The 23,011-nt window shown below is 61.3% G+C and carries 32 protein-coding genes and 1 tRNA gene; 22 read left to right on the top strand and 11 right to left on the bottom strand.

The features are described from left to right. Position 1: 1 nt before the first annotated feature. Together queA and BM186_RS20100 are read right to left on the bottom strand one after the other, a co-directional pair. A complete protein-coding gene (gene queA / locus BM186_RS20105; protein WP_074917871.1) occupies positions 2 to 1,045 on the bottom strand; it encodes a tRNA preQ1(34) S-adenosylmethionine ribosyltransferase-isomerase QueA in 1,044 nt (347 codons plus the stop codon). Between the two features lie 68 nt (positions 1,046 to 1,113). Further along, entirely contained in the window at positions 1,114 to 1,854 is a 741-nt protein-coding gene (locus BM186_RS20100) for a substrate-binding periplasmic protein (protein WP_074918020.1), read from the bottom strand. Between the two features lie 205 nt (positions 1,855 to 2,059). On the opposite strand from BM186_RS20100, the gene BM186_RS20095 reads away from it, so the two are divergent. The 5 genes from BM186_RS20095 to BM186_RS20075 all read left to right on the top strand — a co-directional run bounded on the left by BM186_RS20095 (position 2,060) and on the right by BM186_RS20075 (position 5,603). After that, positions 2,060 to 2,144 (top strand) — tRNA-Leu (locus BM186_RS20095). A gap of 175 nt (positions 2,145 to 2,319) precedes the next feature. After that, complete coding sequence (locus BM186_RS20090) at positions 2,320 to 3,543, top strand: tyrosine-type recombinase/integrase (protein WP_074917868.1); 1,224 nt, start codon at positions 2,320 to 2,322, stop codon at positions 3,541 to 3,543. A gap of 37 nt (positions 3,544 to 3,580) precedes the next feature. Continuing rightward, positions 3,581 to 4,306 (top strand): hypothetical protein, encoded by a 726-nt coding sequence (locus BM186_RS20085; RefSeq protein ID WP_074917866.1) that lies wholly within the window; start codon positions 3,581 to 3,583, stop codon positions 4,304 to 4,306. Positions 4,307 to 4,389: 83 nt separating this feature from the next. After that, positions 4,390 to 4,656 (top strand): helix-turn-helix domain-containing protein, encoded by a 267-nt coding sequence (locus BM186_RS20080; RefSeq protein WP_083431632.1) that lies wholly within the window; start codon positions 4,390 to 4,392, stop codon positions 4,654 to 4,656. A gap of 143 nt (positions 4,657 to 4,799) precedes the next feature. Beyond that, positions 4,800 to 5,603: a J domain-containing protein gene (locus BM186_RS20075; RefSeq protein ID WP_074917863.1), complete on the top strand. Its 804-nt coding sequence runs from the start codon at positions 4,800 to 4,802 to the stop codon at positions 5,601 to 5,603. Between the two features lie 2 nt (positions 5,604 to 5,605). Here BM186_RS20075 and BM186_RS20070 read toward each other — a convergent pair whose 3' ends face one another. The 5 genes from BM186_RS20070 to BM186_RS20050 all read right to left on the bottom strand — a co-directional run bounded on the left by BM186_RS20070 (position 5,606) and on the right by BM186_RS20050 (position 10,482). Beyond that, positions 5,606 to 6,205: a hypothetical protein gene (locus tag BM186_RS20070; protein ID WP_074917861.1), complete on the bottom strand. Its 600-nt coding sequence runs from the start codon at positions 6,203 to 6,205 to the stop codon at positions 5,606 to 5,608. Further along, a complete protein-coding gene (locus BM186_RS20065) occupies positions 6,195 to 6,545 on the bottom strand; it encodes a hypothetical protein (RefSeq protein ID WP_074917858.1) in 351 nt (116 codons plus the stop codon). The genes BM186_RS20070 and BM186_RS20065 overlap by 11 nt, the downstream gene beginning before the upstream one ends. Further along, entirely contained in the window at positions 6,545 to 6,814 is a 270-nt protein-coding gene (locus BM186_RS20060; protein ID WP_074917856.1) for a hypothetical protein, read from the bottom strand. The genes BM186_RS20065 and BM186_RS20060 overlap by 1 nt, the downstream gene beginning before the upstream one ends. A gap of 9 nt (positions 6,815 to 6,823) precedes the next feature. After that, a complete protein-coding gene (locus BM186_RS20055; protein ID WP_139228022.1) occupies positions 6,824 to 8,980 on the bottom strand; it encodes a hypothetical protein in 2,157 nt (718 codons plus the stop codon). A 158-nt stretch (positions 8,981 to 9,138) separates the two neighbouring features. Beyond that, positions 9,139 to 10,482, bottom strand: a complete 1,344-nt coding sequence (locus BM186_RS20050; RefSeq protein ID WP_099481835.1) for a hypothetical protein — start codon at positions 10,480 to 10,482, stop codon at positions 9,139 to 9,141. Positions 10,483 to 10,724: 242 nt separating this feature from the next. Here BM186_RS20050 and BM186_RS20045 point away from each other — a divergent pair, with 242 nt between their 5' ends. From BM186_RS20045 to BM186_RS20025, 5 genes are read left to right on the top strand one after another with little or no spacing between them, the layout of a single operon-like run. Continuing rightward, entirely contained in the window at positions 10,725 to 10,967 is a 243-nt protein-coding gene (locus BM186_RS20045) for a hypothetical protein (protein ID WP_074917848.1), read from the top strand. Further along, positions 10,964 to 11,629 carry a KilA-N domain-containing protein gene (locus BM186_RS20040; RefSeq protein ID WP_074917845.1) on the top strand — a complete coding sequence of 222 codons (666 nt, stop codon included), beginning with the start codon at positions 10,964 to 10,966 and terminating at the stop codon, positions 11,627 to 11,629. The genes BM186_RS20045 and BM186_RS20040 overlap by 4 nt, the downstream gene beginning before the upstream one ends. Next, entirely contained in the window at positions 11,626 to 11,820 is a 195-nt protein-coding gene (locus tag BM186_RS20035) for a helix-turn-helix transcriptional regulator (RefSeq protein ID WP_074917842.1), read from the top strand. Before BM186_RS20040 ends, BM186_RS20035 begins: the two co-directional genes overlap by 4 nt. Then, positions 11,821 to 12,129: a helix-turn-helix domain-containing protein gene (locus BM186_RS20030; RefSeq protein ID WP_074917839.1), complete on the top strand. Its 309-nt coding sequence runs from the start codon at positions 11,821 to 11,823 to the stop codon at positions 12,127 to 12,129. Next, positions 12,126 to 12,365 (top strand): hypothetical protein, encoded by a 240-nt coding sequence (locus BM186_RS20025; RefSeq protein WP_074917837.1) that lies wholly within the window; start codon positions 12,126 to 12,128, stop codon positions 12,363 to 12,365. The genes BM186_RS20030 and BM186_RS20025 overlap by 4 nt, the downstream gene beginning before the upstream one ends. Before the next feature lie 13 nt (positions 12,366 to 12,378). On the opposite strand, the gene BM186_RS20020 is transcribed toward BM186_RS20025, so the two are convergent. Together BM186_RS20020 and BM186_RS20015 are read right to left on the bottom strand one after the other, a co-directional pair. Further along, complete coding sequence (locus tag BM186_RS20020) at positions 12,379 to 12,663, bottom strand: helix-turn-helix domain-containing protein (protein WP_074917834.1); 285 nt, start codon at positions 12,661 to 12,663, stop codon at positions 12,379 to 12,381. Then, positions 12,656 to 12,970 carry a transcriptional regulator gene (locus tag BM186_RS20015; protein WP_074917832.1) on the bottom strand — a complete coding sequence of 105 codons (315 nt, stop codon included), beginning with the start codon at positions 12,968 to 12,970 and terminating at the stop codon, positions 12,656 to 12,658. Before BM186_RS20015 ends, BM186_RS20020 begins: the two co-directional genes overlap by 8 nt. A gap of 511 nt (positions 12,971 to 13,481) precedes the next feature. Here BM186_RS20015 and BM186_RS20010 point away from each other — a divergent pair. From BM186_RS20010 to BM186_RS19965, 9 genes are all read left to right on the top strand, one after another. Next, a complete protein-coding gene (locus BM186_RS20010) occupies positions 13,482 to 13,706 on the top strand; it encodes a hypothetical protein (RefSeq protein WP_074917829.1) in 225 nt (74 codons plus the stop codon). Next, a complete protein-coding gene (locus tag BM186_RS20005) occupies positions 13,699 to 13,983 on the top strand; it encodes a hypothetical protein (RefSeq protein WP_074917827.1) in 285 nt (94 codons plus the stop codon). The genes BM186_RS20010 and BM186_RS20005 overlap by 8 nt, the downstream gene beginning before the upstream one ends. Continuing rightward, the gene (locus BM186_RS20000; RefSeq protein ID WP_074917824.1) at positions 13,980 to 14,294 is read left to right on the top strand and encodes a hypothetical protein; all 315 of its coding nucleotides are present in this window, start codon (positions 13,980 to 13,982) and stop codon (positions 14,292 to 14,294) included. The genes BM186_RS20005 and BM186_RS20000 overlap by 4 nt, the downstream gene beginning before the upstream one ends. Continuing rightward, on the top strand, positions 14,294 to 14,635 hold the full coding sequence (locus BM186_RS19995; RefSeq protein WP_074917821.1) for a hypothetical protein: 342 nt from the start codon (positions 14,294 to 14,296) through the stop codon (positions 14,633 to 14,635). Before BM186_RS20000 ends, BM186_RS19995 begins: the two co-directional genes overlap by 1 nt. Positions 14,636 to 14,710: 75 nt before the next feature. Beyond that, positions 14,711 to 15,178: a hypothetical protein gene (locus BM186_RS19990; RefSeq protein WP_074917819.1), complete on the top strand. Its 468-nt coding sequence runs from the start codon at positions 14,711 to 14,713 to the stop codon at positions 15,176 to 15,178. A gap of 241 nt (positions 15,179 to 15,419) precedes the next feature. Continuing rightward, positions 15,420 to 15,740, top strand: coding sequence for a hypothetical protein (locus tag BM186_RS19980; RefSeq protein WP_074917813.1), 321 nt, complete (start codon positions 15,420 to 15,422; stop codon positions 15,738 to 15,740). A 275-nt stretch (positions 15,741 to 16,015) separates the two neighbouring features. After that, positions 16,016 to 16,600: an ankyrin repeat domain-containing protein gene (locus BM186_RS19975; RefSeq protein WP_074917811.1), complete on the top strand. Its 585-nt coding sequence runs from the start codon at positions 16,016 to 16,018 to the stop codon at positions 16,598 to 16,600. Between the two features lie 564 nt (positions 16,601 to 17,164). Then, on the top strand, positions 17,165 to 17,377 hold the full coding sequence (locus BM186_RS19970) for a cold-shock protein (protein WP_003459665.1): 213 nt from the start codon (positions 17,165 to 17,167) through the stop codon (positions 17,375 to 17,377). A 158-nt stretch (positions 17,378 to 17,535) separates the two neighbouring features. After that, on the top strand, positions 17,536 to 18,033 hold the full coding sequence (locus BM186_RS19965; protein WP_074917808.1) for an RDD family protein: 498 nt from the start codon (positions 17,536 to 17,538) through the stop codon (positions 18,031 to 18,033). Between the two features lie 63 nt (positions 18,034 to 18,096). Here the strand turns inward: BM186_RS19965 and lptG are convergent, their stop codons facing one another. Together lptG and lptF are read right to left on the bottom strand one after the other, a co-directional pair. Beyond that, positions 18,097 to 19,161 (bottom strand): LPS export ABC transporter permease LptG, encoded by a 1,065-nt coding sequence (gene lptG, locus BM186_RS19960; protein WP_074917806.1) that lies wholly within the window; start codon positions 19,159 to 19,161, stop codon positions 18,097 to 18,099. Beyond that, positions 19,154 to 20,278 (bottom strand): LPS export ABC transporter permease LptF, encoded by a 1,125-nt coding sequence (gene lptF / locus BM186_RS19955; protein ID WP_074917803.1) that lies wholly within the window; start codon positions 20,276 to 20,278, stop codon positions 19,154 to 19,156. Before lptF ends, lptG begins: the two co-directional genes overlap by 8 nt. A 143-nt stretch (positions 20,279 to 20,421) precedes the next feature. On the opposite strand from lptF, the gene BM186_RS19950 reads away from it, so the two are divergent. From BM186_RS19950 to BM186_RS19940, 3 genes are all read left to right on the top strand, one after another. Further along, on the top strand, positions 20,422 to 21,909 hold the full coding sequence (locus tag BM186_RS19950; protein WP_074917800.1) for a leucyl aminopeptidase: 1,488 nt from the start codon (positions 20,422 to 20,424) through the stop codon (positions 21,907 to 21,909). Positions 21,910 to 22,029: 120 nt separating this feature from the next. Next, positions 22,030 to 22,449 carry a DNA polymerase III subunit chi gene (locus tag BM186_RS19945; protein WP_074917799.1) on the top strand — a complete coding sequence of 140 codons (420 nt, stop codon included), beginning with the start codon at positions 22,030 to 22,032 and terminating at the stop codon, positions 22,447 to 22,449. A 60-nt stretch (positions 22,450 to 22,509) separates the two neighbouring features. After that, positions 22,510 to 22,944, top strand: coding sequence for a DNA polymerase III subunit chi (locus BM186_RS19940; protein ID WP_074918016.1), 435 nt, complete (start codon positions 22,510 to 22,512; stop codon positions 22,942 to 22,944). The last annotated feature ends 67 nt before the right edge of the window (positions 22,945 to 23,011 follow it).

Here is a 23,011-nt window from a genome sequence, read left to right as displayed (position 1 = left end):
CTCAAACCTCGGGCCCGCGCGCGGCGGGATTGCGGGTGATGAACATGGCATCACCGTAACTGAAGAAGCGATAGCCCTGCGCCACGGCTTCGCGGTAGGCGGCCATGGTTTCGGGATAACCGGCGAAGGCCGACACCAGCATCAGCAGGGTCGACTCGGGCAGGTGAAAATTGGTTACCAGGGCATCGACCACATGAAAGGGACGACCGGGGTAGATAAAGATGTCGGTATCACCGCTGAAGGGCTTCAACTCACCGTCGCGCGCAGCGGTTTCCAGCGAGCGCACACTGGTGGTGCCGACGGCGACCACCCGCCCACCCCGTGCACGACAGGCGGCAACAGCATCGACCACATCCTGGCCGACCGCCAGCCACTCGCTGTGCATATGGTGATCTTCGATACGTTCGACCCGCACCGGCTGGAAAGTGCCCGCACCGACGTGAAGCGTCACGAACGCGGTGTCCACACCCTTGGCACGGATCGCCGCCAGCAGTTCGTCATCGAAGTGCAGGCCGGCAGTCGGAGCCGCCACGGCCCCCGCCTTCTGCGCATAGACGGTCTGATAGCGCTCACGGTCCGCTTCGTCATCCGGCCGATCTATATAAGGAGGCAGGGGCATATGCCCGACACGCTCCAGCAGCGGTAGCACCGGCTCGGCGAAACGCAGCTCGAACAGGGCATCGTGACGCGCGACCATCTCGGCCTCGCCGCCACCGTCGATGAGAATCTGCGAACCGGGCTTGGGCGACTTGCTCGAGCGCACATGGGCCAGCACGCGATACTGATCGAGCACACGTTCTACCAGCACCTCCAGCTTGCCGCCGGAGGCTTTCTGGCCGAACAGACGTGCCGGAATCACTCGGGTGTTGTTGAACACCATGAGATCACCAGGACGCAGTTGCTCCAGCACATCGGTGAACTGGCCGTGGCGCAGCTCACCGCTTGGGCCATCGAGCTGCAACAAACGACTGGCGCGACGCTCGGCCAGCGGATGACGGGCGATCAGCGACTCGGGAAGATCGAAGTGGAAATCGGCAACACGCATGATTCGGAGGGGGTATTTCTGCAGGGTGGCAAAGCTTACCGGATTTCCACCTGGCCGACCATGTGAGCCTACGGCGCGTACCTGGCGATGATACGCGCCAAGGTGCCATCGACCTGCAGAGAACGAATGGCAGCATTGAATACCTCAAGCCGCCCGGCCAACTGTCGATGCAGACGCAGGCGCAGCTGAGAGCGATTGATCGTCGGCCCTTCCTCTACCTGCCAACGTGGCGCCTGCAGTTGCGCATCTTCATGCTGAAGATAGCGCCACTCCAGGCGATCCAGGATACCGGCCTCACTACGCCCCTGCGCCACCAGATAGATCAGCGCTCGGGCATCGGCGCCATCGTTACGCTGAAAATACTCACTGCCGGCATAACCATAACCGCGTACCGTTGCGATCGAGCGCCCCCGCAAATCCTGCAGATGCTGGTAGGGAAAATGTCTGCCTGGCGCGAAGATCAACATTTCTTCGGTTTCCAGCACCGGCACCGTCCATAACGACCCCGCCCCCTGATCGCCATCACTACGCCAGCTTTTGCTCACGCAACATTCAATTTGCACTTGCCCCTCACGGAATAGCTTCTGCGTCCGCAGAGGCGGCAGCGGGTGACTGGCTTGCAGCTGTTCTGGCAATCGCTCATCCAGCGCGAGCATGAACTCGTGGAGAATGCCACTGACCCGCTGCTCGTCGACAATCCAGTACGGCACCCAGCTCTCATCGGTCACGGCGTAGGTCAGCGTCTTGGCCTGAACAACGGACGTAAATAGCAGACCGGCAACAAGTGCTCCGCACAAAACGTTGATCACACCCCATCCCAACATTGGTCTGCTCCGGACACTCTATACACGTCGCGCTCAGCGCCCTTGATGACAACGAACGATTCTAGCGGTAACCACGCAATAAAAGCCGTATGCCACTAGCCGAGCCATTGGCCGTTAGTAGATCAACCAATCACTGCGCTAACGCCGATTGACCGAAGCAAGGTGCATCCCTATACTGCGCCGCCATCGTGCCCCGGTGGCGGAATCGGTAGACGCGGCGGATTCAAAATCCGTTTTCGAAAGGAGTGGGAGTTCGAGTCTCCCCCGGGGCACCACATACAAGGTTCAGGTAGTTCCACGAAGTACCAAGAACCCAATAAAACCGGCCTCTGCGCCGGTTTTTTATTTTCCAAACTTCCCCAAACCACCCTTGCAAGCCCAAAGTTTTAGGGGCATCGTTAGGGGCATTCCCAGTTAGGTCATGCTTCATGCCCCTACGGAGTGCCCGAGATGCCCCGCAAAGCCACGCCGCTGACCGATACCGCCATCAAGGTGGCCAAGCCCAGAGACAAGGCCTACAAGCTCACCGATGGCCAGGGGCTGTATCTTGAGGTAATGCCCAACGGCTCGAAGCTCTGGCGTCTCAAGTACCGTTATGCGGGCAAGGAAAAACGGCTGGCCGTAGGGGCATATCCTGCCGTGCCCCTACAACAGGCGCGCCGCCGCCGGGATGAAGCACGCCAGCAGCTCGCCGAAGGCATCGACCCCGGCGAGTTGAAGAAGGCGGACAAGTTGGCATTGCAGGCCGAGGTGCTGACCTTCGAGGCCCTGGCCCGGGAATGGCACCGGTACCGCACCCCGCGCTGGGCGCCATCCACGGCAGCGAAAGCACTCGCCTACCTCGAATCAGACTTGCTACCTGCCCTCGGCAGAAAGCCATTCGATGCTGTAACCCGCCCCGACTTGGTGGAGCTGATCCGCAAAATCGAAAGCCGCGGCGCACACAACGTCGCCAAGAAAACCCGCCAGTGGCTGAACCAGATCTTCCGCTACGGCCTGGCCAAGGGCGTGATCGAGCACAATCCGGCCACCGATCTAGATGTGATCGCGGCCCAACCGCCGGCGACCAAGCATCACCCGCACGTCTCGTTCGCTGAGCTGCCCGAGTTGCTGAATAAGGTCGACGCGGCCGGCATTCACGCCCTCACACGTGGAGCTATCCAGCTCCTGGCTCTGACTGCCGTTCGCCCTGGCGAGCTGCGCGCCGCGCCCTGGGCTGAGTTCGACCTCGAAGCCGCGACATGGACGATCCCCAAGGAGCGGATGAAGGCACGCCGCCCGCATATCGTCCCCCTCCCCCGCCAGGCGGTGGCCATCCTGCGCCAGCTCCAGCAGGTCACCGGCAAGTACCCGCTGGTGTTTGCCGGCCGGCACGACACCAGCCGCCCCATGAGCGAAAACACCGTGAATCTGGCGCTGCAGGCGATCGGCTACAAGGATCGCCAGACAGGCCACGGCTTCCGCCACCTGCTCAGCACCGAGCTGAACGGGCGCGGCTACAACCGCGACTGGATCGAGCGCCAATTGGCCCACGGCGATCAGGACGAGATCCGCGACACCTACAACCACGCAAGCTACCTCGAACAGCGCCGGGAAATGATGCAGGCCTGGGCCGATTCGATAGACGCACTGCGCTCCGGTGGCAATGTAGTGAGCATCAAGCGCAAGGTATAAGGACAGACAAGCCAGAACGCCTGGGAGGGCATCGACAATGGCGAAAGGGTTCACTCTTCGGCTAGGAGAACTCCTGATTACCTTGGGAATGCCGTCCACCCTGGCGAGTCAACTAACCGATGGCGACGAAGCCCGGCTGAAAAAGCCAATCGACGCTCTGGAAGTGAGCATCACCGCTGAGGGTTTCCTCTTCGTCACGGCAGACGACCTAGGTAATCCCAAACTCGAACTAAAATACGAACCGGCTCACTTCGACAGATTTCTTTCGGAGTTAAGCACCGCATCAATACCGCGCGAGGCCATTTTTCGGCTCGATACTGCTGGCGCGAGCACTATTCTTCGCTTGTTTTACTCCTGGCTGAACACGAAGCAAGCCGCTGTCTTTGAAGAGGATATCAGGGCAGGGAAAATGACATTCGAGGAGGCCCGAGACATCCGCAAAGAGGTTTTTGACGTCCCTAGCTTCGCGCGGTTCTTTCAGGACAGCTGGCTCACTGGTGATATGCCGAAAGGCAAAAAAGGTAAGCGCCGTAGCTACTCGGAGAACATCGAGGCGCTATACGCCTTGGCCTGCCGTATCTACCATGAGACCCCACGTATGTCCTTTGAAGAAGCATGTTACTCAGCAACGGAACAACGCCCAGACCTTGTGCCGCCGAGCTGGAGTAAAGACCCTGACGGCAACCTGAAGCGAGAGGCAACGCGATACTGGGATAAATCACGATACAGCCAGAAAAACTACAGAGAGAGGCGGGACAGTTAATCGATAATATCTGCCCCTGACCCGCTTAATGCTCTGCAAGAAGCTGTGCCCATGTTCCCAACGCCACCGAAGGAGGCGAAAACATGGCCTGCCAATTGCTCATTCCTTTCGATCTGCTTGAGCATCACTCTCTCCCAACGACGCCTCAGCAAACCCGACTACTCGCGCGCTTACAGACGGGCCCCCTCAGCACCATCGCGGCACGTCGTGAGCTCGGTATAATGTCACCGTCCGCCAGGGTTAATGAATTGCGCTCGCTTGGATATCCCATCAAGACAGTACGCATTTCAGCAACCGAAGAGAACGGCCGCCATCACCGCCAGGTAGCGCTTTATCTGCTGGAACTTTAGACAAAAGCAGCGTCATTTCCGCTAAGTTACGAAGCCTGAGTCCATCAACAACAACACAGCCAGAGGCCATGTAGCCTCTGGCTTGTCACGCTGTCGCGGATAGAGAATCATGGTCCGTCCCGCACCCGGAAGGAATCGGCCCTATGCGCACTCATTACGACAACCTCCACGTAAGCGAGAAAGCTGGGCCAGAGGTCATCCGGGCAGCCTATAAGGCCCTAGCTCAAAAGTGGCACCCAGATAAGCACCCGCATCAGCGTGAAAAAGCCGAACGCTATTTCAAGATCATCTCCCATGCCTTTGAGGTGCTATCAGACTCGGAGGCAAGAGCTGCGTATGACGCTGGACTAGCTCAAAAACGCTCACAGAGTGAAGGCGCCAGGCCCACCGATGGATCAGGTAATCGTAGCGATGAGCCGTCGAAACCTGCTACCGCACCAAGCGACAATCGCAATACCACGATCAATCGCCAATATCCGAGCTGGTGGAGATCGCTTGCATATGCTGGCGCGGCACTTTTCTGCATCTGGGCGATTGGACGCTACGACTTGTCCGAATTGATCACTGGAGCCAATGACCACCGGGCAACGGCATCGTCTGCACCGGCAGTCCGCCAGCCAGCACCCCCACGGCCAGCACCGCCAAGCCACGCCGATAGAATCTACGCCGTACACCCTGACGCAAACGCCATAGCTGCTTCAGCCTCTTTTCAGCAATGGGTGAGTGCCGATACAGAGCGCGGCAGAGTTGCAGAATCAGGCACAGCAGATGAGGTCATAACATTGATCAGCGGCTATAAGGTCTACCTCAGCGCACGCATGGCCAAGCAACCATCGGCACCAGCATCTATAACCCCGCAACGTACCTCTTACCCTAACTGCGTGTTCTATCCAGCAATGACTGATGCTGACTATGCGGCTTGTGGTTTGACGCCTCCAGGCAAATAGCCTCATTGCTCCAAAAGCCTCCGCAGCCGCTCCTCATAGGGCTCCTCATGCTCCTGCTCATCGAGGTTATAGGCCTGGCGTTCCAGGGTGATCAAAGTCTTCAACGTCTCGGCCAGCTCTCGCATGATCTTGGTGCGGTTCGGTAGTGCGATGATCTTGTGGTAGAGGTCGTTCAGCCGGTCGTTCCCGAAGGAGTCTGGGCTGCGCATCATCTCGCCCAGCGACTCGGCCAGGTCGCGGTGATCAGTCAGTTGCTCCAGCTCTTCCAGCAGCTTGTTGGTCAGGCGGCGCGAACGCCGGATATCAGCCCGGTGCGACATCCGCACGTTGACGATGGCCTCGGCATTGGCCTCGATGATCTGCCGCTCAGTTTCCGCCGATTTGCTGGAAACCTCGCTGGAAACCTCCCGTTTGGAAACCAGTGCATCAGCTTTCGCCCGGATCTTCGCCTTCAGGTCGCGCGCCCACCTTTCGGCCTTGGCCCGCTTGCCGATCGCTGTGTGCGTGCAGCCATGGCGGCCGGCGATCTCTCGAATGGAAAGCAGACCGGCGCGGTAGTCGCGTTCGATCGCTTCCCAGTCGAAAGCCTGCTTACTGCCCATCAGGTTGAGCCTCCACGGCGGCATCAGGTCGACGGGCATTCGCTGCTAGGGCCCTCAACACCTCGAGCAACTGCCCACCCCGAGCACTGTCCAGCCCAAGCTGCCAGCGCTCGAGGCTGATCAGCTCCCGCAAGGCGATCGAGAGATCACGCAAGGCCGCCGCGCGCCGGGGCAGCGCCAGCGCCTGCTGCAGCCGAAGCTCAGGCCCTGCCAACTCCCTCGCCTCGGCTTCGACCTCTGCAGCCAGCTGATCCAGCGCCGTGCGCACCAGTTCCAGCGCGCGCTGGGTATGCTCAGTTCTGAGCCCCCCCAACGCTCCGGCCCTCTCAATAGCGTCCATCAGTGCAGCCCTCGATCATTGAAGGTGGTTTTTCTCAGGCGAGGGTCCAGGGCTTCCGTCCATGACCAACCGCGGTAGCGCCGCTTCCTGACCGTCTCCCAATTCACGCCAAGCTCTTTGGCCCATTCCTTGGCCGTCTTGGTCACCTGCAGAGTCAGCACTCCCTCTTTCGAGCCAAGCTCCCTGATCCACTCCTCTACCGACTTGGTCATCGGTAACGTCAACGGGAGTTCCTGATGGCAGAACACGTCCTCACGATGCTGTCTCATCTCGCCCTCCTACTCTGCTTTCGCTTGAATGCGCCACTCACGGTCGCCCGTCTTGGCCACTGTGTAGGCATCGGGATCGAGCAGGCCGCGCCGAGCCTGGTTGGCTCCCGGCACGCTCTTGTAGGTCTTGGCCATGGCCTGCTGCTCACGCTGCGCAAGGGCGATCGCTTGCTTGGCCGCTGCCCTGGTAGAGCCCGTCTCCCGAGCTATTTCGTCAGCATCGAGCGGATAGTCGGTGCGCATGCGATCGCGCACGGTCGGCAGGAGGGATTGCACCGTCGGACGGGCCTCACGTCCGGTAGAGCCCTGGACGGCGCCAGCACTGGCCCCGCCAGTGATCAGCAAGGGCGGCGCCGACGACCTGGTGGCCTCCGCTGCAGCTCTCTGCGCCTGGCCAAGCCCATCAGGACGAGTCAGCACATCAGCAACAGCCCGATCAGAACGAGCGCGAACGGTATCGCGCAGGCTGCGGCCGGCCTTGCCAACGAACTGGCTGAACAGATTCCCGACAGGCGTCCCAGCCAGCGCACTCAGCACCAGATCCCCGCCGATGCTGTTGGCATCCGCCATTTCGGCTGCGCGGCGTGCGGTGGCGCTGTTGCCCAGGCTGCGCCCGGCCGTGGTGGATGCGCTCACCTCGAAGTCCAGCAGATCCCCCCAGCGCTGGCGGGCAGCGTCGTCCGGCAGCATGGCCGCCACCTTGGCGCGCATTTCCTTGCTGCGCAGGTATTTGGTTACGTCGGCCATCTTCGCCGGGTCGTTGCCCATCTTGTTGACGATCGCCGACACAGCGCCGATGCGGAAACCTTCAATCTCCGAAGCACTCAGCCGCCCCAGGTTGGCGGCAAGCTCCTCCGCGCTGATGTTCCGACTCAGGATCGTCCGACCACTCTCCACCGCATCGATAAACTGACTCGGCCCCGCCCAGGCCGCCCGGGCCTCGCGATAGGTCGGGCTAGCTGCGTCCATCATGTCGAGCAGCTTGGTGCGGATACCCTTGATGACGCGGGCCTCGCTGTAGTCGCCGGCGCGCTCGAGGGTGCCGACCTTGGAATCGAGCGTCTTCTTGATAAAGTCCAGATCTCCGGTGCTCGGCACGCTCTGCACCGTGAAGGATCCGTCCTCCTTCAAGTCGATAAACTTGCCGTAGAAGTCCCGGCCCTCATTGCCCGCACGGCGTTCGGCGGCCCGATAGGCCTCCTGCATGACAGGACGCTTGAACAGTTCTTCAAGCTCATTCGACCAGGGCACCGGTTCCTGATAGGCCTTGGCATAAAGCGGCTGAGCATCACGGGTACGCTGCGCCATCGCTTCTTCCACTGCCTGATAGGCACTGCGCTGGCTTCCAGTGGCGCGGCCAAGATCCTCGGAAAGACGGTTGAGGTTTTCGCGCTCCCCCTTCGTCAGATCCTGCAGTGCTTCGGTGATCCGCTGCGGCTGCGCCTGCTGCCGCTCCGTCAGTGCTGGGATGACCTGCGAGCGGCCAGCGCCTGGCGTCTGCGCCACGCGCTCAAGCAGCCCCTGGACGTTCTCTCCTCCAGCGTCGGCAGGCATGGCAGCACCCGGGTAGCGCTGTTGCAGATCATCGGCCTGGCGGCGGAACTGGTCGATGGTCATGCCATCACGCTCCAACGCACGTTCTACCTGCTGCACAGCCGAGCGCTCCGGCGAACGCATAGCACCGGCGGCAGCACGACCACCCATCATGACCAGGGGAATACCGGCGCCGATTGAAGCGCCAGTGGTCATTCCGTCAACAGCACCCGGCAGTCGCTCCAGCAAATCGCCTTCAGCAGAGCCGAGGCCGTAGGCAGCACCATATGCACCACCGACAGCGGCGCCCTCACCAGCAGTCCGCAGAATGCTCGGAGCGGCTTGGGCAACTGGCATCTGAGAGGCCGCACGCGACACTGGCCCAGCGGCCGCACGCCCTGCCGATGGCAGCAGAGACGCGCCAGCCGTCGCAGCCATCGGCAGTAATCCACCCGCAATGCCGCCAGCGGCGCTGGCCATGGGGTTCTTCTCACGCGCCTGGCGATCAAGTGCCCGCTCGCCCTCGACGTTGCGATCGTAGCGCTCGCGCCAGGTATCCCCATCATTGCCACTTCCGATGACAGGGTTCAGTGTTGCCGACAGCGCGCTACTGACCTCGTCGGCAAAGCCCAAGGTCAGACCATCGTTGATGCCACGCAGCAGCGAGCGGCCGGCACCGATACCTGCATCCGCACTCTGCAGGCCTGCTGGCTGTTCAACGGGGGCGCTTTTCCATGCTGGCTGCTGCTCGTTCTCTCCCTCCACCAGAGGGGCATCTTTCCAACCGGCCATCATGGTTTCCTCCGAGTGGTGCCATCTGGGGCGACGAACAACGCCCCAGACGGAAGCGCTTCATAATCGCTATCGGTTTCAATCGGTACCGGGCGCCCTGTGGAGGCAGAGCGCGACTGAGCAGAGTTCGACACCTCACGCCCCAGTACCGAGTCGACGTCCAAGGGAGCCGCCCCCTGGCCAGTGCGGCGGTTGTTGATAATCCCGGTACGGATGCCAATCGCCCGATCATTCAGCGCCCGGATCTCTGCCAGTCGCTGCCTCACCAGCTCGGGGCTCTTCAAATTGGTCACCAGCTCATTCCAGGCGCGCTGAGCATCGCCTTCGGTCTGGACGCCCGTGTTCAAGCGCAGACTTTCGTTGCGCAGTTTCTCCAGCGTGCTGTTGAGGGATGCGTAGTTGCGGGCGTTCTGATCACCGGCGCCAATGGCATTCAATGCAGTGCTCTTGGCATTGGCGAAAAGCCCCAGATTGAGCTCACCGCTGGCGATCTGCTTGTCGATACGAGAGAGCTCGGTGTTCATTGTCATGGCACTGCCGATGGCAGAAAGATCTTCGTCCTCCAGTCTTTGGACAGGTGCAGTAAGAGGGTTCGAGCCCTTGCCCTGCAGCGAGGCATAGGCGTTCGGTGCGGTCTGCAGCAGATAGCTGCGCTCAGCCTGGGCACGGGCATCGCCCTGCAAAGCAGGATCATCGAGACCAGCCAGGATGCCGCCCAGTGCCTGCTGACGCTTGATATCAATGTCGCCGGCCTGGATCTGCTGCTGCAGGCGCTGCCGCTCCAGTTGGCCGGTGAAACGCTCATCCATGCCGGAGATGATGCTTTGCTGGGTTCGCTGCCTGGTGAACTCTGTATTGGCCTGGCGCTCCTCAAGCCTGGCTCGCTGGTGATCGCCCAGAGTTGGCGTACGGGATGAGTCAGGAATGATCGTCAGCCCGCCACCGCGTCTCTCATTCTGAAGGGTCTGGGCGCGAATTTCGTTTGCCCGACCGAACCGCTCGATGGCCAGCTGACTGTCTCCCGGCTGCATCTGGCTGAAGGTACCGAGTCCGTTGCCCAGGTTGTTGATCGACCCGCGCTGCGCCAGCGGCAGATCGTCGGGCATGTTGGCGGCGATCGCAGGTACATTCTGGCGCATGCCGCCTTGAGGCATTGGAGTTGCGGATGCTGAAGCTGTGGGAGTGGCCAGGTCGTTGGTCAGTTCCACCCCGCCAGCCGAGCCGCGGCGAGCATAGATCTCGCCACCCTGGAGCCCCGCGCCAATTCCCGTGCTGCGCCACTCCTCCAGCCGCTCCTTGCGTTGCCGGCTGGGCATTCCCCAGCCTTCGTCGATTGCAGGCATCTAAATAGCCCTCTTTTCCATTGATTGAGGGCTCTTGATTTATGTCACTGGCGCCAGCCTGCAAGCCAAGAAATAGGGCGATTCAGTGTCCCTCAGCATCCATTGCGGGAAAATACTTCTACGGAGCAGATAGATATCAAAAGATCTATCGACAATACCGTTTAACACGGGCAGGCAACCTGCTTGTCGAGCATGCCCAGTGACATAGCGTCAGCTTCCGTTACCTAAACGGAGCAATCGTCATGCAACAGCAGCAACCATCTATTAAAAACACCACCCCCAATGAACTGCTGACCAAGAAGGAGACAGCGGAGCTATTCCGACGCACTACGTCTGGCCTGGACAAGCTGATAGCCAGGGAACCGGACTTCCCCAAGCCCTTGAAGGACGGCAACGACCGCTCCAGCCGGGTTTATTTCGTGCGAGTCGAAATAGAGGCATATCTCGCTGCGAAGTTGGCTAGCCGTGCGGAGGCTGCAGCATGAGCGAGCTCATCGTCCATCATCACCAGCAAACCACTCTGGCCATCGATCCGTCAGACGGGATGGTCAACGCGAGCCTTCTGGTCAAGCGCTTCAGCGGCCGAAATCCTGTTGAGTTTTTGATGCTCGACGACACCCAGCCAACCCTCGCCAGCCTTGCCGAAAATAACGGCAAGCCGCTGGCCAGCCATTGGCAGGATGGCCGGTTACGCTTCAGCCGACGCCCAGAGTTCCTTCGCGAGCTGACCGCCGCCGGCATCATGCGCCAGAAGCCTGGAACAGTTGATAGCCACAAGGCCGCAGCGCCAGGCGTGGCAGGCAACGGCGTCCGCGACTTCGTGCCAGGCCTGTGGGCTCATTCTGACTTGGCTGCAGGTCTGGCCCGATGGGCCGAATGTCGAGGAGAAAGCTGGCGACCGAGCCCGCTGGCTGAGTTCGTCGAGCAGGTGCTGGCCGAGCAAGCCGGCGGTAAAGCTTCCACCCAGAAGGGTACGCCAGAGAGCGCAGCTGAAGCCTTTGCCGGTCTGGTGAATGCCGCCACCTTGCAGAACCTGCGCACGATGGATCAGTTGCTGATCGACGGCGGCCTTTCCCTCAGCGCGCGCCAGCAGACGCTGCATGCCCGCCTGGAGCAGGGCGCCAAACGGGAGAGCGAGCGCCAATGACTACCTTCATCAAGCTTCCAAAGGTGCGAAGCCGTACCGGCCTCTCCGCCACAGAGATCTATCGACGGATCTCCCGTGGCGCCTTCCCCAAGCAGGTGCAGCTTGGAGCCAAGAGCGTTGCATGGGTCGAGGAGGAGATTGAGGCCTGGCAACAGGCCCAGATTGCCGCCAGCCGGAAGGAGGACAGCTAAATGCCGAACACAAAAAAGGCCGACCAACAGGCCAGCCCCAAGAAAACGCCCTTGAATGATACCACCGCCGAAGCTCAGCGCGCCCGGCTGCTGGAGCGCCTGCAGCTGGGGCCCGTGGACACCTTCGCGGCGCGCAGCGAGCTCAACATCATGATGCCCGCCGCCCGCATCAAGGAGCTGCGAGAGGCCGGCCACGACATCCAAACCCACCGTCTCACCCTGACCGATGAGCAGGGCCGAACCCATCACGGCGTCGCACGTTACTACCTGGGTACCGTGCCCGTTCAGACCGAAGGAGCGACAGCATGAACCTCTACGACGGCCACCGGGTTGAAGATCACGCCTCCTTCCTGTTCGACGACGTACTACCTGCTGTTGTCGGCTATGCCGACAGCCAAGGCGTACCGACTGGGGTAGCCGCTTTCGCGGTGTTCCTGACCATGGCGGGAATCATGGCGATTGATGGTGTCGGACGCGACGAGATCATCCGCGCGATCAACGAAATGCGCTTTCCCGCCGACAAGCCCCAGGAGACGCTGCAATGAGCCGCCACCAACGTCACGCGACCTGTAGATCCCGCAGCGCCTCGGGGTGTTTCACCGCAATGCGCAGCAGCGTCTTGGCCGCCCCGGACGGTGATCGCCGCCCCTGCTCCCAGTCCTGCAAGGTGCGCAGACTCACGCCCAGCAAGTCGGCGAAGGCGCTCTGTGAAACGCCCACTTTGGCCCGTGCCTCTGCCACCGGCGAAAGCTCCACCTGCGTCGCACGCACCGCCCTGCCCGCTTTCATATCGTGGACGGATCGCAGCAAATCCGCCTGGAACTGCTCCAGTTCTTTATCCATGATTGATTGCCTCTCTCAATTGGTTCAGGAAGGCCGCCGGCAAATTGTCGAACTTCGCCTTGGTGTAGGCGATCAGCAGCCAGATATGGCCTTCAGTCAGCGCGTTGTAATAGATCACCCGCGCACCGCCACGTTTCCCCATGCCGGCACGCGACCATCGAACCTTGCGCAGACCACCCGTGCCGGGAATCACATCGCCGGCCAGCGGGTTGGCGGCCAACCAGGCGATGAACTCTTCACGCTCACCATCGGCCCAGATGGGGCCGGCGTAGCGTTGGAAAACTTCCGTTTCGAAGACCGTATACATGGGAAGAATAGTACGGCAATGCCGTATAGAGAGCAACCAAATGGCAATGACCCTTTTTGGGACCATCCCACACTTGCACTTCCCCTATCCCGGCGCTATGGTTCGCCTGTCGCGGTAAGTCCCGCGGCCGGGCTTGGCCGCCCGATTCGTCCGAGGCGCTACAGCGCCCACCTTTGCATGCAGGCGCTTTTTTTGTGCCCGTCGTGCTGCTTTATGGCGGGTTGCGTGGGGACACCCTCGGGTGTGCCGGTTCCCTTGGACGCCGGTCGGCCAACCCTGCGTAACCCGTCACCACTCCCTGCTTGGCCGCAGGCGGTGACGGTTCCCCAGTCCAAGGAGAACCATCACATGCAACACGCCCCCAATCCGTCCGCATTTCAGCAACACGCTGCAGCCTGGCGTGCCCGTGCTATCGCTGCGCTTCATTCCAACTCAAGCCTCTCCGTCCGCCTGGCACGCTACAACTCCGCGATGGCCCGTGCTCGCTCCCTGGAAGCTCAGGAGGTGGCCAATGCGTAATCAACTGACCACCCGCACCACCTGCATTCCAGAACTGGTGTACGCCGTAGAGGGCAATCTCGACGGCCACCCGGTCGAATTGCACGCCTGGAGTCAGGGCCGCATCACGCTCGACCTGGGGATTTGCAGCCTGTCGCTGAGCCCAGCAGCAGCCGTCGAACTGGCCAATAACCTATCGGCGGCTCTGGCTGCCGTGCAGGGGGTGCGCAATGCGTAACGCAATCCGCCCTTTCGATGGCATGACTGGTGAGCTTGTGCAGAACGCAACTCTGGACGCCCTGCGCATGGCTCACATGAACTTCGCTCGCGAGGAGTACGACCGCCTGGAACGGCTCGTTTTGCAGCAGATCGTCCCCGCTCTCGGCGGTCGATCCGCTCCCGTCTCGGAGGATATTTGCCGCCATATGGAGCAGGTTCGGACCTTCAGCGGCAACTTCTGCTGGCAGCATCGCTCCGTCGGCGCTGCGCACGTCGCCAAGGAGGTTCGGCCATGAAGTACTTTGTCGAGCGTGCTGTGGGTGTGACGTACTACTTCGTGCTGGATGAACGCCGGCCGGCGTTTCCCTTCGGCGTCTGCGGCCCCTTCGCCAAACGGCGCGAGGCCAAGAAGGCAGCAGCCAAACTACGGGCATGCTTTCCAAGCCATAACCTGGCCGTGCATGCCGGGTGGTTCGCCGATCGCGTTCCGAGCGGTTTGCTGATTGAAGCCAGGGCCGTTGCAAGGGCCAAGCTGAAAAGCACGCTGAGCCTTCGTGCAAGTGGCCAGGACACCGCTGCGGATCGCAGCCAGAAGGAGGTGCGGTAATGGCCGGTCCAAATTGGGGAGAGCTGCTGCTCTCGATAGAAGACTTCCCTTCCGCTCTCGGCAAGCAGCCGCTGTCAGCAGAACAGGTGGAACGACTCAAGAGCATCGCCAACGCCTCGAGCAGCTATAGCGGCATCCTGAATAGCGGTATCTCAGCCATCGGCTGGAGTATCGCTGCATCCGCCGACAATGAGGACTTCGGTATTGATGCCAACGAGGTTCGCAACCTGGGATGGCTGATGCAGGCGCTGGGGAAGCTATCTCAGCACCTGAGCGACCTTCACGGCGAGGCGGAGTACAGGCTGCAGCACTGCCCACGCGCAGAAAGCCCAGCGGAGTAAGTGCCATGACTCGACACAACGGCGCCCAAGCGCCGACGGGATTGGCTTGCCCATGGAAAGGCTTGAGGAGCAACCGTGGCGCGAAGCCTTAGGAAATCCAAAGGACGCAGCCCGACCGGAACGTTCGCCGCCCTGCCCCATGCGGTCATGGACAGCGAGAGCTTCCGGGCACTGTCCGGCGGTGCACTGAAGGTGCTGCTGGGTCTGCTGCGCCAGTACCGCGGCGGCAACAACGGCGACCTGTCGGCAACCTTCACCCAGGCCGAGGCCTGGGGCGTCGGTAGCAAGGCAACGCTGGCGAAGGCGCTACGAGAGTTGCAGGAGCAGCAGTTGATCACATGCACCCGCGAAGGTCGCTTCATCAAGCCTGGCGGCTGCTGCGCTCTGTACGCGCTGAGCTGGCAGCCCATCGACGAATGCGGCGGAAAACTGGAGGTGTCGCCGACCACGACACCGCCCAGGAAATTCAGCCTCGAAAGATCAAATTACCCGGTACAGAAACTGTACCGACGGGGTACAGAAACTGTACCCATGGAGCCCTGAGTAGCCATGAAAAACACCCTCATCGGTACAGAAACTGTACGCATGGAGCGGTTTCACTTGGTACAGAAACTGTACTCCTTCTTAGATATACCAGGCGCAGCCTGGCCATCTACCCGTCTAAAGCCCGTGAAACAGGCTCACGAAGTGCGGGCGCCCCTGATCGGCGCGCTGCTGATCAGCGGAGTTTTCCGCCACGGCCAGCCCCACAGACGCGCAGCAAGCCACACCAAGAGGTATCACTATGCCTGAGCAGCAAAACGACCAGCCTACCGGGAAAGGCTATGTAGGCTTCGAGTATCTGGCACTAGGGCCAGAGCTCACAGAGACCCTGGGCGCCAGACCTCTCACCGCGCGAGAACTGGTGCAATGGCTATGCCGGTGCCAGGAACAGGCAACGGATTTGCACCAGCTCCAGTTGATAGCGGATCACGCAACGGGCGTCATGCACACCCTGTTTCTCTGCTGGCTTATCAGCGCCGCTGAGTCAGAAAGGATGGTTGCCGAGTTGAATGCGGTCTATGCCGTTCGACAGCGGGCGCTGTCCGGGGCAGCGGTCCACTGAGCTGCCTCGGTCGATCAGTAAAAAGAAGCCCCGGCAGTCTCTCCGCGCGAGATGACCACCGAGAAGGCGGTCAGAGATCGACATCGGCCAATACCGGGGCTCCAAGGCCGGCGTTCCTGTGGGACGCCTAGTGCGCCGAAACGCCCTCTAGGTGAGGCCCCAATCACCAGCCTCCCCTGCGTTGTACGCCCGACACCAGCGGCCGTCAATTCCGCCAGCCGCCTTGAGCCGATCACCTCCCGCAGCTACCGTGCTCAGAAACCCAGGAGGGCAGAATGACAAACGAAACCAGCACTCAGGAGCTACTGGACGCGGCAGCCGCCGGCGACTTCGAGTGGGTGCGGCAGTTGGCCCAGGCCGGCGCGGATCTGAATGCGCTGGATGACGGAGAGACACTACTTGATCGCGCCGTTTCCGCGCTTACCCTCCCCGACCCAGTACCGGCATTCGCCGCCGACATGCTGCGCCTTCTCCTGCAGCTTGGTGCTGATCCCAACCGGCCGGGTGATGAAGGCATGACCGCGCTGCACACCGCCATGCTGGCCCGGAACGTCGAGTTGATGCGCATCCTGCTGGAGGGCGGTGCGGTGCCAAACGACATGCCTGGCTCAAGCCCTGGCGAAACCCTGTACGACTGGGCAGAGTTCGATTACCGCTACAGCACCTGGGATGAGCCCTTCGGGCTCCAGGGATCACTGATGCCACCGGACGCGCCGACCACCGGCGACAAAGCCAGCGAAGACGCCTGGCTTCTTTACCTCGATCGCTGCGCGGTCAAGCATGGCGCGCGGCGCCCCGACTACCTGTTCCTGTTGCGGGAGTTCGGTGGCCGGAGAGCATCAGAACTATCGAGTTCATGAGCGAAGTGCAGATCGGTGAAAGTTCGAGTCTCGAAAGAGGCACCCTGCTATTGCGAGGGGCTATATCACTTCATATGATGCACGCCACTTGGAACGCAAATTGGCCTTTAGGGATGGGGCATTTTTCGTTTTAGGGGCAGATTTAGGGGCATGCCATGACGGCCGAAGTGCAGCAACCCAGCAAGTGCAGGGCCTGCAGCAAAAGCTTCTAGTCTCCCCCGGGCACCACGATTCGAAGCCCGCAAGACATTGGTCTTGCGGGCTTTTTCGTATCTGCATGAACAACTCAGACAATTGTTGCAAGCATGTTGCCGATGAACTTTTTCGGCACCTCGACAAGCCCCGCAAAACCTGGCCGGCGACCTTGCTGGCGGGGGTTGGCAATTGCGCAAAAGTTAGCGTAGAGTGAACCAACTGTTTGCATGGGTCGCTGTGAATCGTGACTCTGGTGCAGCAGATCATCTAGATCCGCTACATCCCGCTCGACTTCTATTACTCCTTGCAACCAGTCTCAGCCCTCTATACTTGGAGGCTGTCATCAACTCTAGTTTCAAGGAAAAAGACATGTCGAATCGTCAGAACGGTACCGTCAAGTGGTTTAACGACGAGAAAGGTTTTGGTTTTATCACTCCCGAAAGCGGTCCGGATCTGTTCGTGCACTTCCGCGCGATCGAAGGTAACGGCTTCAAGAGCCTGAAAGAAGGCCAGAAAGTCAGCTTCGTAGCTGTGCAAGGTCAAAAAGGCATGCAGGCTGACCAGGTTCAAGTCCTGGGCTAATCGCCGCTGCTTTGAAGAACCCCTGATATCTGTCAGGGGTTTTTTTTTGCCTGTCATTCCCGTCGCAGCGCCAGGTTACAGATAGCCCGCGTGCATCTTTATATCGACAGCGAAGTCGCGGTTAGAATGGCGCGCACTTTCGTCTCAGCGAGCCCATCATGCCGAAACACCAATTACGTCCGCAGGGAGACTTCCCCACTGCCGGGCTGATTCGTCGCCTGGCGGCCCTCTTCTACGATTTTCTACTCTGCGTGGCACTGATCATGGTCGTCACCCTGATCTACCAGCAGGGCATCCTGCGCCTGATTCACGGCGGCGATGCACTGATGGCCATGTCCGAGGCCGGCGCTCTGGATCATGACCCGATTCTTGCCAGCCTGGTGGTACTGTCGCTGTTCGCCTTCTTCGCCAAGTTCTGGACGCACAATGGCCAGACACTGGGCATGCAGGCCTGGGGGCTGCGCATCCAGAACGCCGACGGCAGCGCCATCGACCTGTGGCAGGCCCTGTTGCGCTTCGTGGTCGCCATCGGCTCCTGGCTGTTCGCTGGCCTGGGTTTTCTCTGGCTGCTGTGGGACAAGCAGGGGCGCACCTGGCACGACATCTATTCCGACAGTCGTGTGGTGCAACTGCCGAAGAATATTCACAAGAAGTAGCCCAGTGCAGATGCCAAAAAAAGCCGGTTCATTGAACCGGCTTTTTTCATGCCCCTGATCGCCTCAGCCAGCCCTACGCAGCAGCCACACCCCGGCCAGCGCACAGATACCGGCCGGCACCAGCACCGCCAGCAGCGGCGAGAAACCAAATACCAGGCTCGATGGGCCGAGCAGGTCCTGGGCGATACGGAAGATGAAGCCCACCAGCACACCGGTGAATACGCGTTGCCCCAGGGTAACCGAGCGCAGCGGGCCGAAGATGAAGGAAATCGCCATCAAGACCAGCGCGCCGGTTACCAGCGGCTGCAGGACCTTGGTCCAGAATGCCAGCCAGTAGCGGGCATTATTCAGGCCCTGCTCAGCCAGGTAATGGATGTACTGCCACAGCCCGGTGACCGACAGCGCTTCAGGCTCCATCACCACCGTGCCGAGCAGCTCGGGATTGAGTTCGATCTCCCAGCGCTCTTCCGGCTGGTTGATCACTTCGGAACGGTCCTCATGCAGCACGGTGGTCTGCACGTTGCGCAGCATCCAGTGGCTGTCTCGGTATTCGGCGCGACGGGCGAAGCTGGAGGAAAGCAGACGACGCTCGTCATCGAAGCGATAACGCGTCACCCCGAGCAGAATGCCATTGGGCTGTACAGCGTTGATATGTACGTATTCCTGCCCCTGACGGTGCCACATGCCGCGCTTGGAACTCTGCGCCGCACCGCCACCCTGAGCCAGCGCGCGATCCGCCTGGGCCTGGTTCTCGGTCAACGGTGCAACGTATTCGCCGATCAGAATGCCGGCCAGCATCAGCACCAGCATGGGTTTCATCACCGCCCAGACGATGCGCCCGATGGAGACACCCGCCGCACGCATGATGGTCAGCTCGCTGTTGCTGGCCAGCGTGCCGAGACCGATCAGGCAACCGATCAGTGCTGCCATCGGCAGCATCTCGTAGGCACGGCGCGGCGCAGTCAGCAATACGTACCACAGCGCCTGACCAAGACCATAATCGCCCTTGTTCAGATCACCCAATTCGTCGATGAAGGCGAACAGCAGTGCCAGGCCGAGAATGATGCCCAGCACTGCCAGAATGGCGAAGAAGACCTGGGTGCCGATGTAGCGATCCAACTTAGCCATGAGCCACCTCCGACACCGGCGCACGACGACTGGCCCACCACAGACTCAGACGCTCCCAGTACAACAACAGCATGCCAATGGCGAAGAAGATGCCGTGCACCCACCACAAGCCCAGTGCCGCAGGCAAACGCCCCTTGTCCAGCGCACCGCGAGCGGCGATCAGCAGACCGAGGTAAGCCATATAGAGGAAGATCGCTGGCAACAGTTTGAGGAAGCGGCCCTGACGCGGATTGACCTTCGACAGCGGCACGGCCAGCAGGGTGACGATGAATACCAGCAATGGCAGTGACAGGCGCCATTGCAACTCGGCCTGCATGCGCGGGTCATCGCTGCCGAACAGCTCACGGGTCGGGGTCGCCTCGCGCTCGCTGGCCTCGATGGCCACTTCCGGCTTGGGCAGCAACACGCCATAGGTGTCGTACTGGATGGCGCGATAGTCGGCCTCGCCCGGCTCACCGTCATAGCGATAGCCGTTTTCCAGAATCAGATAGCGACTGCCATCTTCCTGAATTTCCTGACGACCACTCTCGGCGACCAGCACGGTAATGCCACGCTCCGAGGTGCCATCAGTGGAGAAGCGCTTCTCCGACATGAACACGCCACGCAACTCGCTGCGATCAGGCGACAGCTCCTGCGAGTAGGTCACCCGCGAACCATCGCGCAGCGACTGGAAGCGCCCCGGTACCAGAGTATCGAGTTCGGTCAGGGCGTCCTGCTCGTTGAGGATGCGCGCCACGCTGGCCACACCTTGCGGCGCCAGGCCCATGCTCAGCCAGCCCACCAGCAGCGCGACGATCAGCGCCGGCGCCATGCTGTAGGCGGTGAGGCGCTGCTGACTGACACCGGTGGCCGACAGCACGGTCATCTCGCTGTCCAGATACAGGCGCCCGTAGGCCAGCAGGAAACCGAGGAACAGGCCCAGCGGCAGAATCAGCTGCAGGAAGCCGGGAATCCGGTAACCCATGATCAGAAACAGCACACCCGGGTCGAGCACGCCCTGCGCAGCCTGAGCCAGGTATTTGATGAAACGACCGCTCATGATGATCACCAGCAGCACGGCACTCACCGCACTGAGGGTCACCAGCACTTCGCGGGACAGATAACGGAAGACGATCAAACCGGACGCTCCAGGGTTGTCAGGCTCAGGCGCGAACGCTCACACTAGCCGCACCTACTTGCCGGCCCACCGCAGGGTGGACCCTCGAAAAATGGCGGCCATTATCCGTCAAACCCGACTCTTTGTCTTGGGGACAGCTCACTATGGAATTCCTCGTCAAAAGCACCCGCCCGGAAACCCTGAAAACCGCGACCCTGGTCGTCGCCATCGGTGAAGGCCGCAAGCTCGGCGACGCCGCCAAGGCCGTCGACCTGGCCAGCAACGGTGCACTGAGCGCCGTGCTCAAGCGTGGCGACATCGCCGGCAAGCCGGGCCAGACCCTGCTGCTGCACAGCCTGCCGGGACTCAAGGCCGAGCGTGTACTGCTGGTGGGCTGCGGCAAGGGCGATCTATCCGACCGTCAACTGCGCAAATTGGTTGCAAGCGTGCATGGCGTGCTCAAGGGTCTGGGCGGCGGCGATGCCCTGCTCGCCCTGGGTGAACTCAAGGTCAAGGGCCGCGACACCTACGGCAAGACCCGCCTGATCGTCGAGACTCTGGCCGACGGCACCTACCTGTTCGAGCAGTTCAAGAGCCAGAAGGCCGACCCGCGCGCGCTGAAGAAAATCACCCTGGTCGTCGACAAGGCCGAGCTGGCCGATGCCGAACGCGCCCTGCAGCATGCCCGCGCCATCGCCAGCGGCGTCGCCTTCACCAAGGATCTGGGCAACCTGCCGCCGAACCTCTGCCACCCCAGCTACCTGGCCGAAGAGGCCAAGGCCCTGGGCAAGGCGCATAAAAACCTCAAGGTCGAGATCCTCGACGAGAAGAAGCTCAAGGAACTGGGTGCCGGTGCCTTCCTCGCCGTGGCCCAGGGCAGCGAGCAGCCGCCACGGATGATCGTCATGCACTACCAGGGCGGTAAGAAGGACGACAAACCCTTCGCCCTGGTCGGCAAAGGCATCACCTTCGACACCGGCGGCATCAGCATCAAACCGGCCGCCGGCATGGACGAGATGAAGTACGACATGTGCGGCGCCGCCAGCGTGTTCGGTACCCTCAAGGCCGTGCTCGAGCTGCAACTGCCGATCAACCTGGTGTGCCTGCTGGCCTGCGCCGAGAACATGCCCAGCGGCCGCGCCACTCGCCCTGGTGACATTGTCACCACGATGAGCGGGCAGACCGTGGAAATCCTCAACACCGACGCCGAAGGCCGTCTGGTGCTGTGCGATACCCTGACCTACGCCGAGCGCTTCAAGCCGCAGGCGGTGATCGACATCGCCACCCTCACCGGCGCCTGCATCGTCGCCCTGGGCAGCAACGTCTCCGGCCTGATGGGCAACAACGACGCGCTGATCAAGCAGATTCTCAAGGCTGGCGAAAGCGCCGACGATCGCGCCTGGCAACTGCCGCTGTACGACGAGTATCAGGAGCAGCTTGATAGCCCCTTCGCCGACATTGCCAACATCGGCGGGCCGAAGGCCGGCACCATCACCGCCGGCTGCTTCCTGTCGCGCTTTGCCAAGAACTTCCATTGGGCGCACCTGGATATCGCCGGCACCGCCTGGATCAGCGGCGGCAAGGACAAAGGCGGCACTGGCCGCCCGGTGCCGATGCTGACCCAGTACCTGCTGGACCGCGCCAAGGTCTGATCCAGCATCCGGGCCATGCCCTTGTAGGAGCGGCTTCAGCCGCGATAATTCGCGATGAAATCGCGGATGAATCCGCTCCTACAACATCCAGCCCATTAGCCTCCAACCGTTGAAAACCGAATGCCCAGAATCGAGTTCTACGTCCTTTCCTCCAGCGATGCCATTGGTCGCCTGCGCGCGGCCTGCCAACTGGCGCTCAAGGCCTGGAGCGCCGGCCTGCCGGTGTTCGTTCGCGCTAGCGACGAGGCGCAGTGCGGTGAACTCGACGAACTGCTGTGGACGTTCAAAGCCGAACGTTTCGTGCCTCATGATCTGCATCGCGATGCGCCGCTGTCACCCGTGGTACTGGGCATCGACGAAGTGCCGAGTACCGAGCAGGGCGTGCTGATCAACTTAGGCAGCAGCCTGTCGCCGCATGTCGAGCGCTTTTCCCGCATCATCGAGATCGTCAATCAGCAGCCTGAACTGCTCAACGCCTGTCGCGAGAATTTCCGTACCTATCGCCAGCGCGGGTATGATCCGCAACGCGTCGAACTTTAGTGTCCGTGCACGCTCACAACACAAGTCACTCCAGCCCTTTTTCTCGCTGCACCGATGATCATGGACACCCCCAAACCTCCGCAAAAACCTGCTCAACTGCTGCACGACCTGGAGTCGATTCGCGAGCTGCTGGGCGATAACGGCAGTGAACCACCGCTGCTGATCGACTCGCTGGACCCGGACAGCATTCCGGTGCTGTCCGATATCGTCAGCGCGCCGCCTGGCCCGCCGCCGCCCTTCCATGCAACACCGACGCCCAAACCGGCATCAGCACCGCAGTCCGCTGCAGCGACTGCCCCGAGCCAGTTGCGTGAACGCATCGAACCGCGCCTGCACGACAGTGCACGTGATCTGCAACACCTTAATGCCGAGCTGCGCGCCGCCGCCCAGTTGATCCTGCAGGACGTGATAGACGATTTCGTGCCGCAGATCGAGGCCGAACTCAAGCGCCGCCTCGAAGCCCGCCTGCCGCGCCTGCTGCCACCACGCAAGTAGTCACCTGCCCCGCCCCAGGGCCCTTTGATCCCTGGTAGCCAGACATTCGCCCCGAGGCGGGGCTCCT

This window comes from Ectopseudomonas toyotomiensis (assembly GCF_900115695.1).
Lineage (GTDB): Bacteria > Pseudomonadota > Gammaproteobacteria > Pseudomonadales > Pseudomonadaceae > Aquipseudomonas > Aquipseudomonas toyotomiensis.
Note: the sequence above shows the minus strand (reverse complement) of the source record. Positions and strands in the feature narration are given on the sequence as shown.

What these genes read in the sequence shown, in the direction of transcription:
- queA (WP_074917871.1), bottom strand. Translation starts at nt 1,045, where the DNA reads ATGCGTGTTGCCGATTTCCACTTCGATCTTCCCGAGTCGCTGATCGCC.
- BM186_RS20090 (WP_074917868.1), top strand. Translation starts at nt 2,320, where the DNA reads ATGCCCCGCAAAGCCACGCCGCTGACCGATACCGCCATCAAGGTGGCC.
- BM186_RS20085 (WP_074917866.1), top strand. Translation starts at nt 3,581, where the DNA reads ATGGCGAAAGGGTTCACTCTTCGGCTAGGAGAACTCCTGATTACCTTG.
- BM186_RS20080 (WP_083431632.1), top strand. Translation starts at nt 4,390, where the DNA reads ATGGCCTGCCAATTGCTCATTCCTTTCGATCTGCTTGAGCATCACTCT.
- BM186_RS20075 (WP_074917863.1), top strand. Translation starts at nt 4,800, where the DNA reads ATGCGCACTCATTACGACAACCTCCACGTAAGCGAGAAAGCTGGGCCA.
- BM186_RS20070 (WP_074917861.1), bottom strand. Translation starts at nt 6,205, where the DNA reads ATGGGCAGTAAGCAGGCTTTCGACTGGGAAGCGATCGAACGCGACTAC.
- BM186_RS20065 (WP_074917858.1), bottom strand. Translation starts at nt 6,545, where the DNA reads ATGGACGCTATTGAGAGGGCCGGAGCGTTGGGGGGGCTCAGAACTGAG.
- BM186_RS20060 (WP_074917856.1), bottom strand. Translation starts at nt 6,814, where the DNA reads ATGAGACAGCATCGTGAGGACGTGTTCTGCCATCAGGAACTCCCGTTG.
- BM186_RS20050 (WP_099481835.1), bottom strand. Translation starts at nt 10,482, where the DNA reads ATGCCTGCAATCGACGAAGGCTGGGGAATGCCCAGCCGGCAACGCAAG.
- BM186_RS20045 (WP_074917848.1), top strand. Translation starts at nt 10,725, where the DNA reads ATGCAACAGCAGCAACCATCTATTAAAAACACCACCCCCAATGAACTG.
- BM186_RS20040 (WP_074917845.1), top strand. Translation starts at nt 10,964, where the DNA reads ATGAGCGAGCTCATCGTCCATCATCACCAGCAAACCACTCTGGCCATC.
- BM186_RS20035 (WP_074917842.1), top strand. Translation starts at nt 11,626, where the DNA reads ATGACTACCTTCATCAAGCTTCCAAAGGTGCGAAGCCGTACCGGCCTC.
- BM186_RS20030 (WP_074917839.1), top strand. Translation starts at nt 11,821, where the DNA reads ATGCCGAACACAAAAAAGGCCGACCAACAGGCCAGCCCCAAGAAAACG.
- BM186_RS20025 (WP_074917837.1), top strand. Translation starts at nt 12,126, where the DNA reads ATGAACCTCTACGACGGCCACCGGGTTGAAGATCACGCCTCCTTCCTG.
- BM186_RS20020 (WP_074917834.1), bottom strand. Translation starts at nt 12,663, where the DNA reads ATGGATAAAGAACTGGAGCAGTTCCAGGCGGATTTGCTGCGATCCGTC.
- BM186_RS20015 (WP_074917832.1), bottom strand. Translation starts at nt 12,970, where the DNA reads ATGTATACGGTCTTCGAAACGGAAGTTTTCCAACGCTACGCCGGCCCC.
- BM186_RS20010 (WP_074917829.1), top strand. Translation starts at nt 13,482, where the DNA reads ATGCGTAATCAACTGACCACCCGCACCACCTGCATTCCAGAACTGGTG.
- BM186_RS20005 (WP_074917827.1), top strand. Translation starts at nt 13,699, where the DNA reads ATGCGTAACGCAATCCGCCCTTTCGATGGCATGACTGGTGAGCTTGTG.
- BM186_RS20000 (WP_074917824.1), top strand. Translation starts at nt 13,980, where the DNA reads ATGAAGTACTTTGTCGAGCGTGCTGTGGGTGTGACGTACTACTTCGTG.
- BM186_RS19995 (WP_074917821.1), top strand. Translation starts at nt 14,294, where the DNA reads ATGGCCGGTCCAAATTGGGGAGAGCTGCTGCTCTCGATAGAAGACTTC.
- BM186_RS19980 (WP_074917813.1), top strand. Translation starts at nt 15,420, where the DNA reads ATGCCTGAGCAGCAAAACGACCAGCCTACCGGGAAAGGCTATGTAGGC.
- BM186_RS19975 (WP_074917811.1), top strand. Translation starts at nt 16,016, where the DNA reads ATGACAAACGAAACCAGCACTCAGGAGCTACTGGACGCGGCAGCCGCC.
- BM186_RS19970 (WP_003459665.1), top strand. Translation starts at nt 17,165, where the DNA reads ATGTCGAATCGTCAGAACGGTACCGTCAAGTGGTTTAACGACGAGAAA.
- BM186_RS19965 (WP_074917808.1), top strand. Translation starts at nt 17,536, where the DNA reads ATGCCGAAACACCAATTACGTCCGCAGGGAGACTTCCCCACTGCCGGG.
- lptG (WP_074917806.1), bottom strand. Translation starts at nt 19,161, where the DNA reads ATGGCTAAGTTGGATCGCTACATCGGCACCCAGGTCTTCTTCGCCATT.
- BM186_RS19950 (WP_074917800.1), top strand. Translation starts at nt 20,422, where the DNA reads ATGGAATTCCTCGTCAAAAGCACCCGCCCGGAAACCCTGAAAACCGCG.
- BM186_RS19945 (WP_074917799.1), top strand. Translation starts at nt 22,030, where the DNA reads ATGCCCAGAATCGAGTTCTACGTCCTTTCCTCCAGCGATGCCATTGGT.
- BM186_RS19940 (WP_074918016.1), top strand. Translation starts at nt 22,510, where the DNA reads ATGGACACCCCCAAACCTCCGCAAAAACCTGCTCAACTGCTGCACGAC.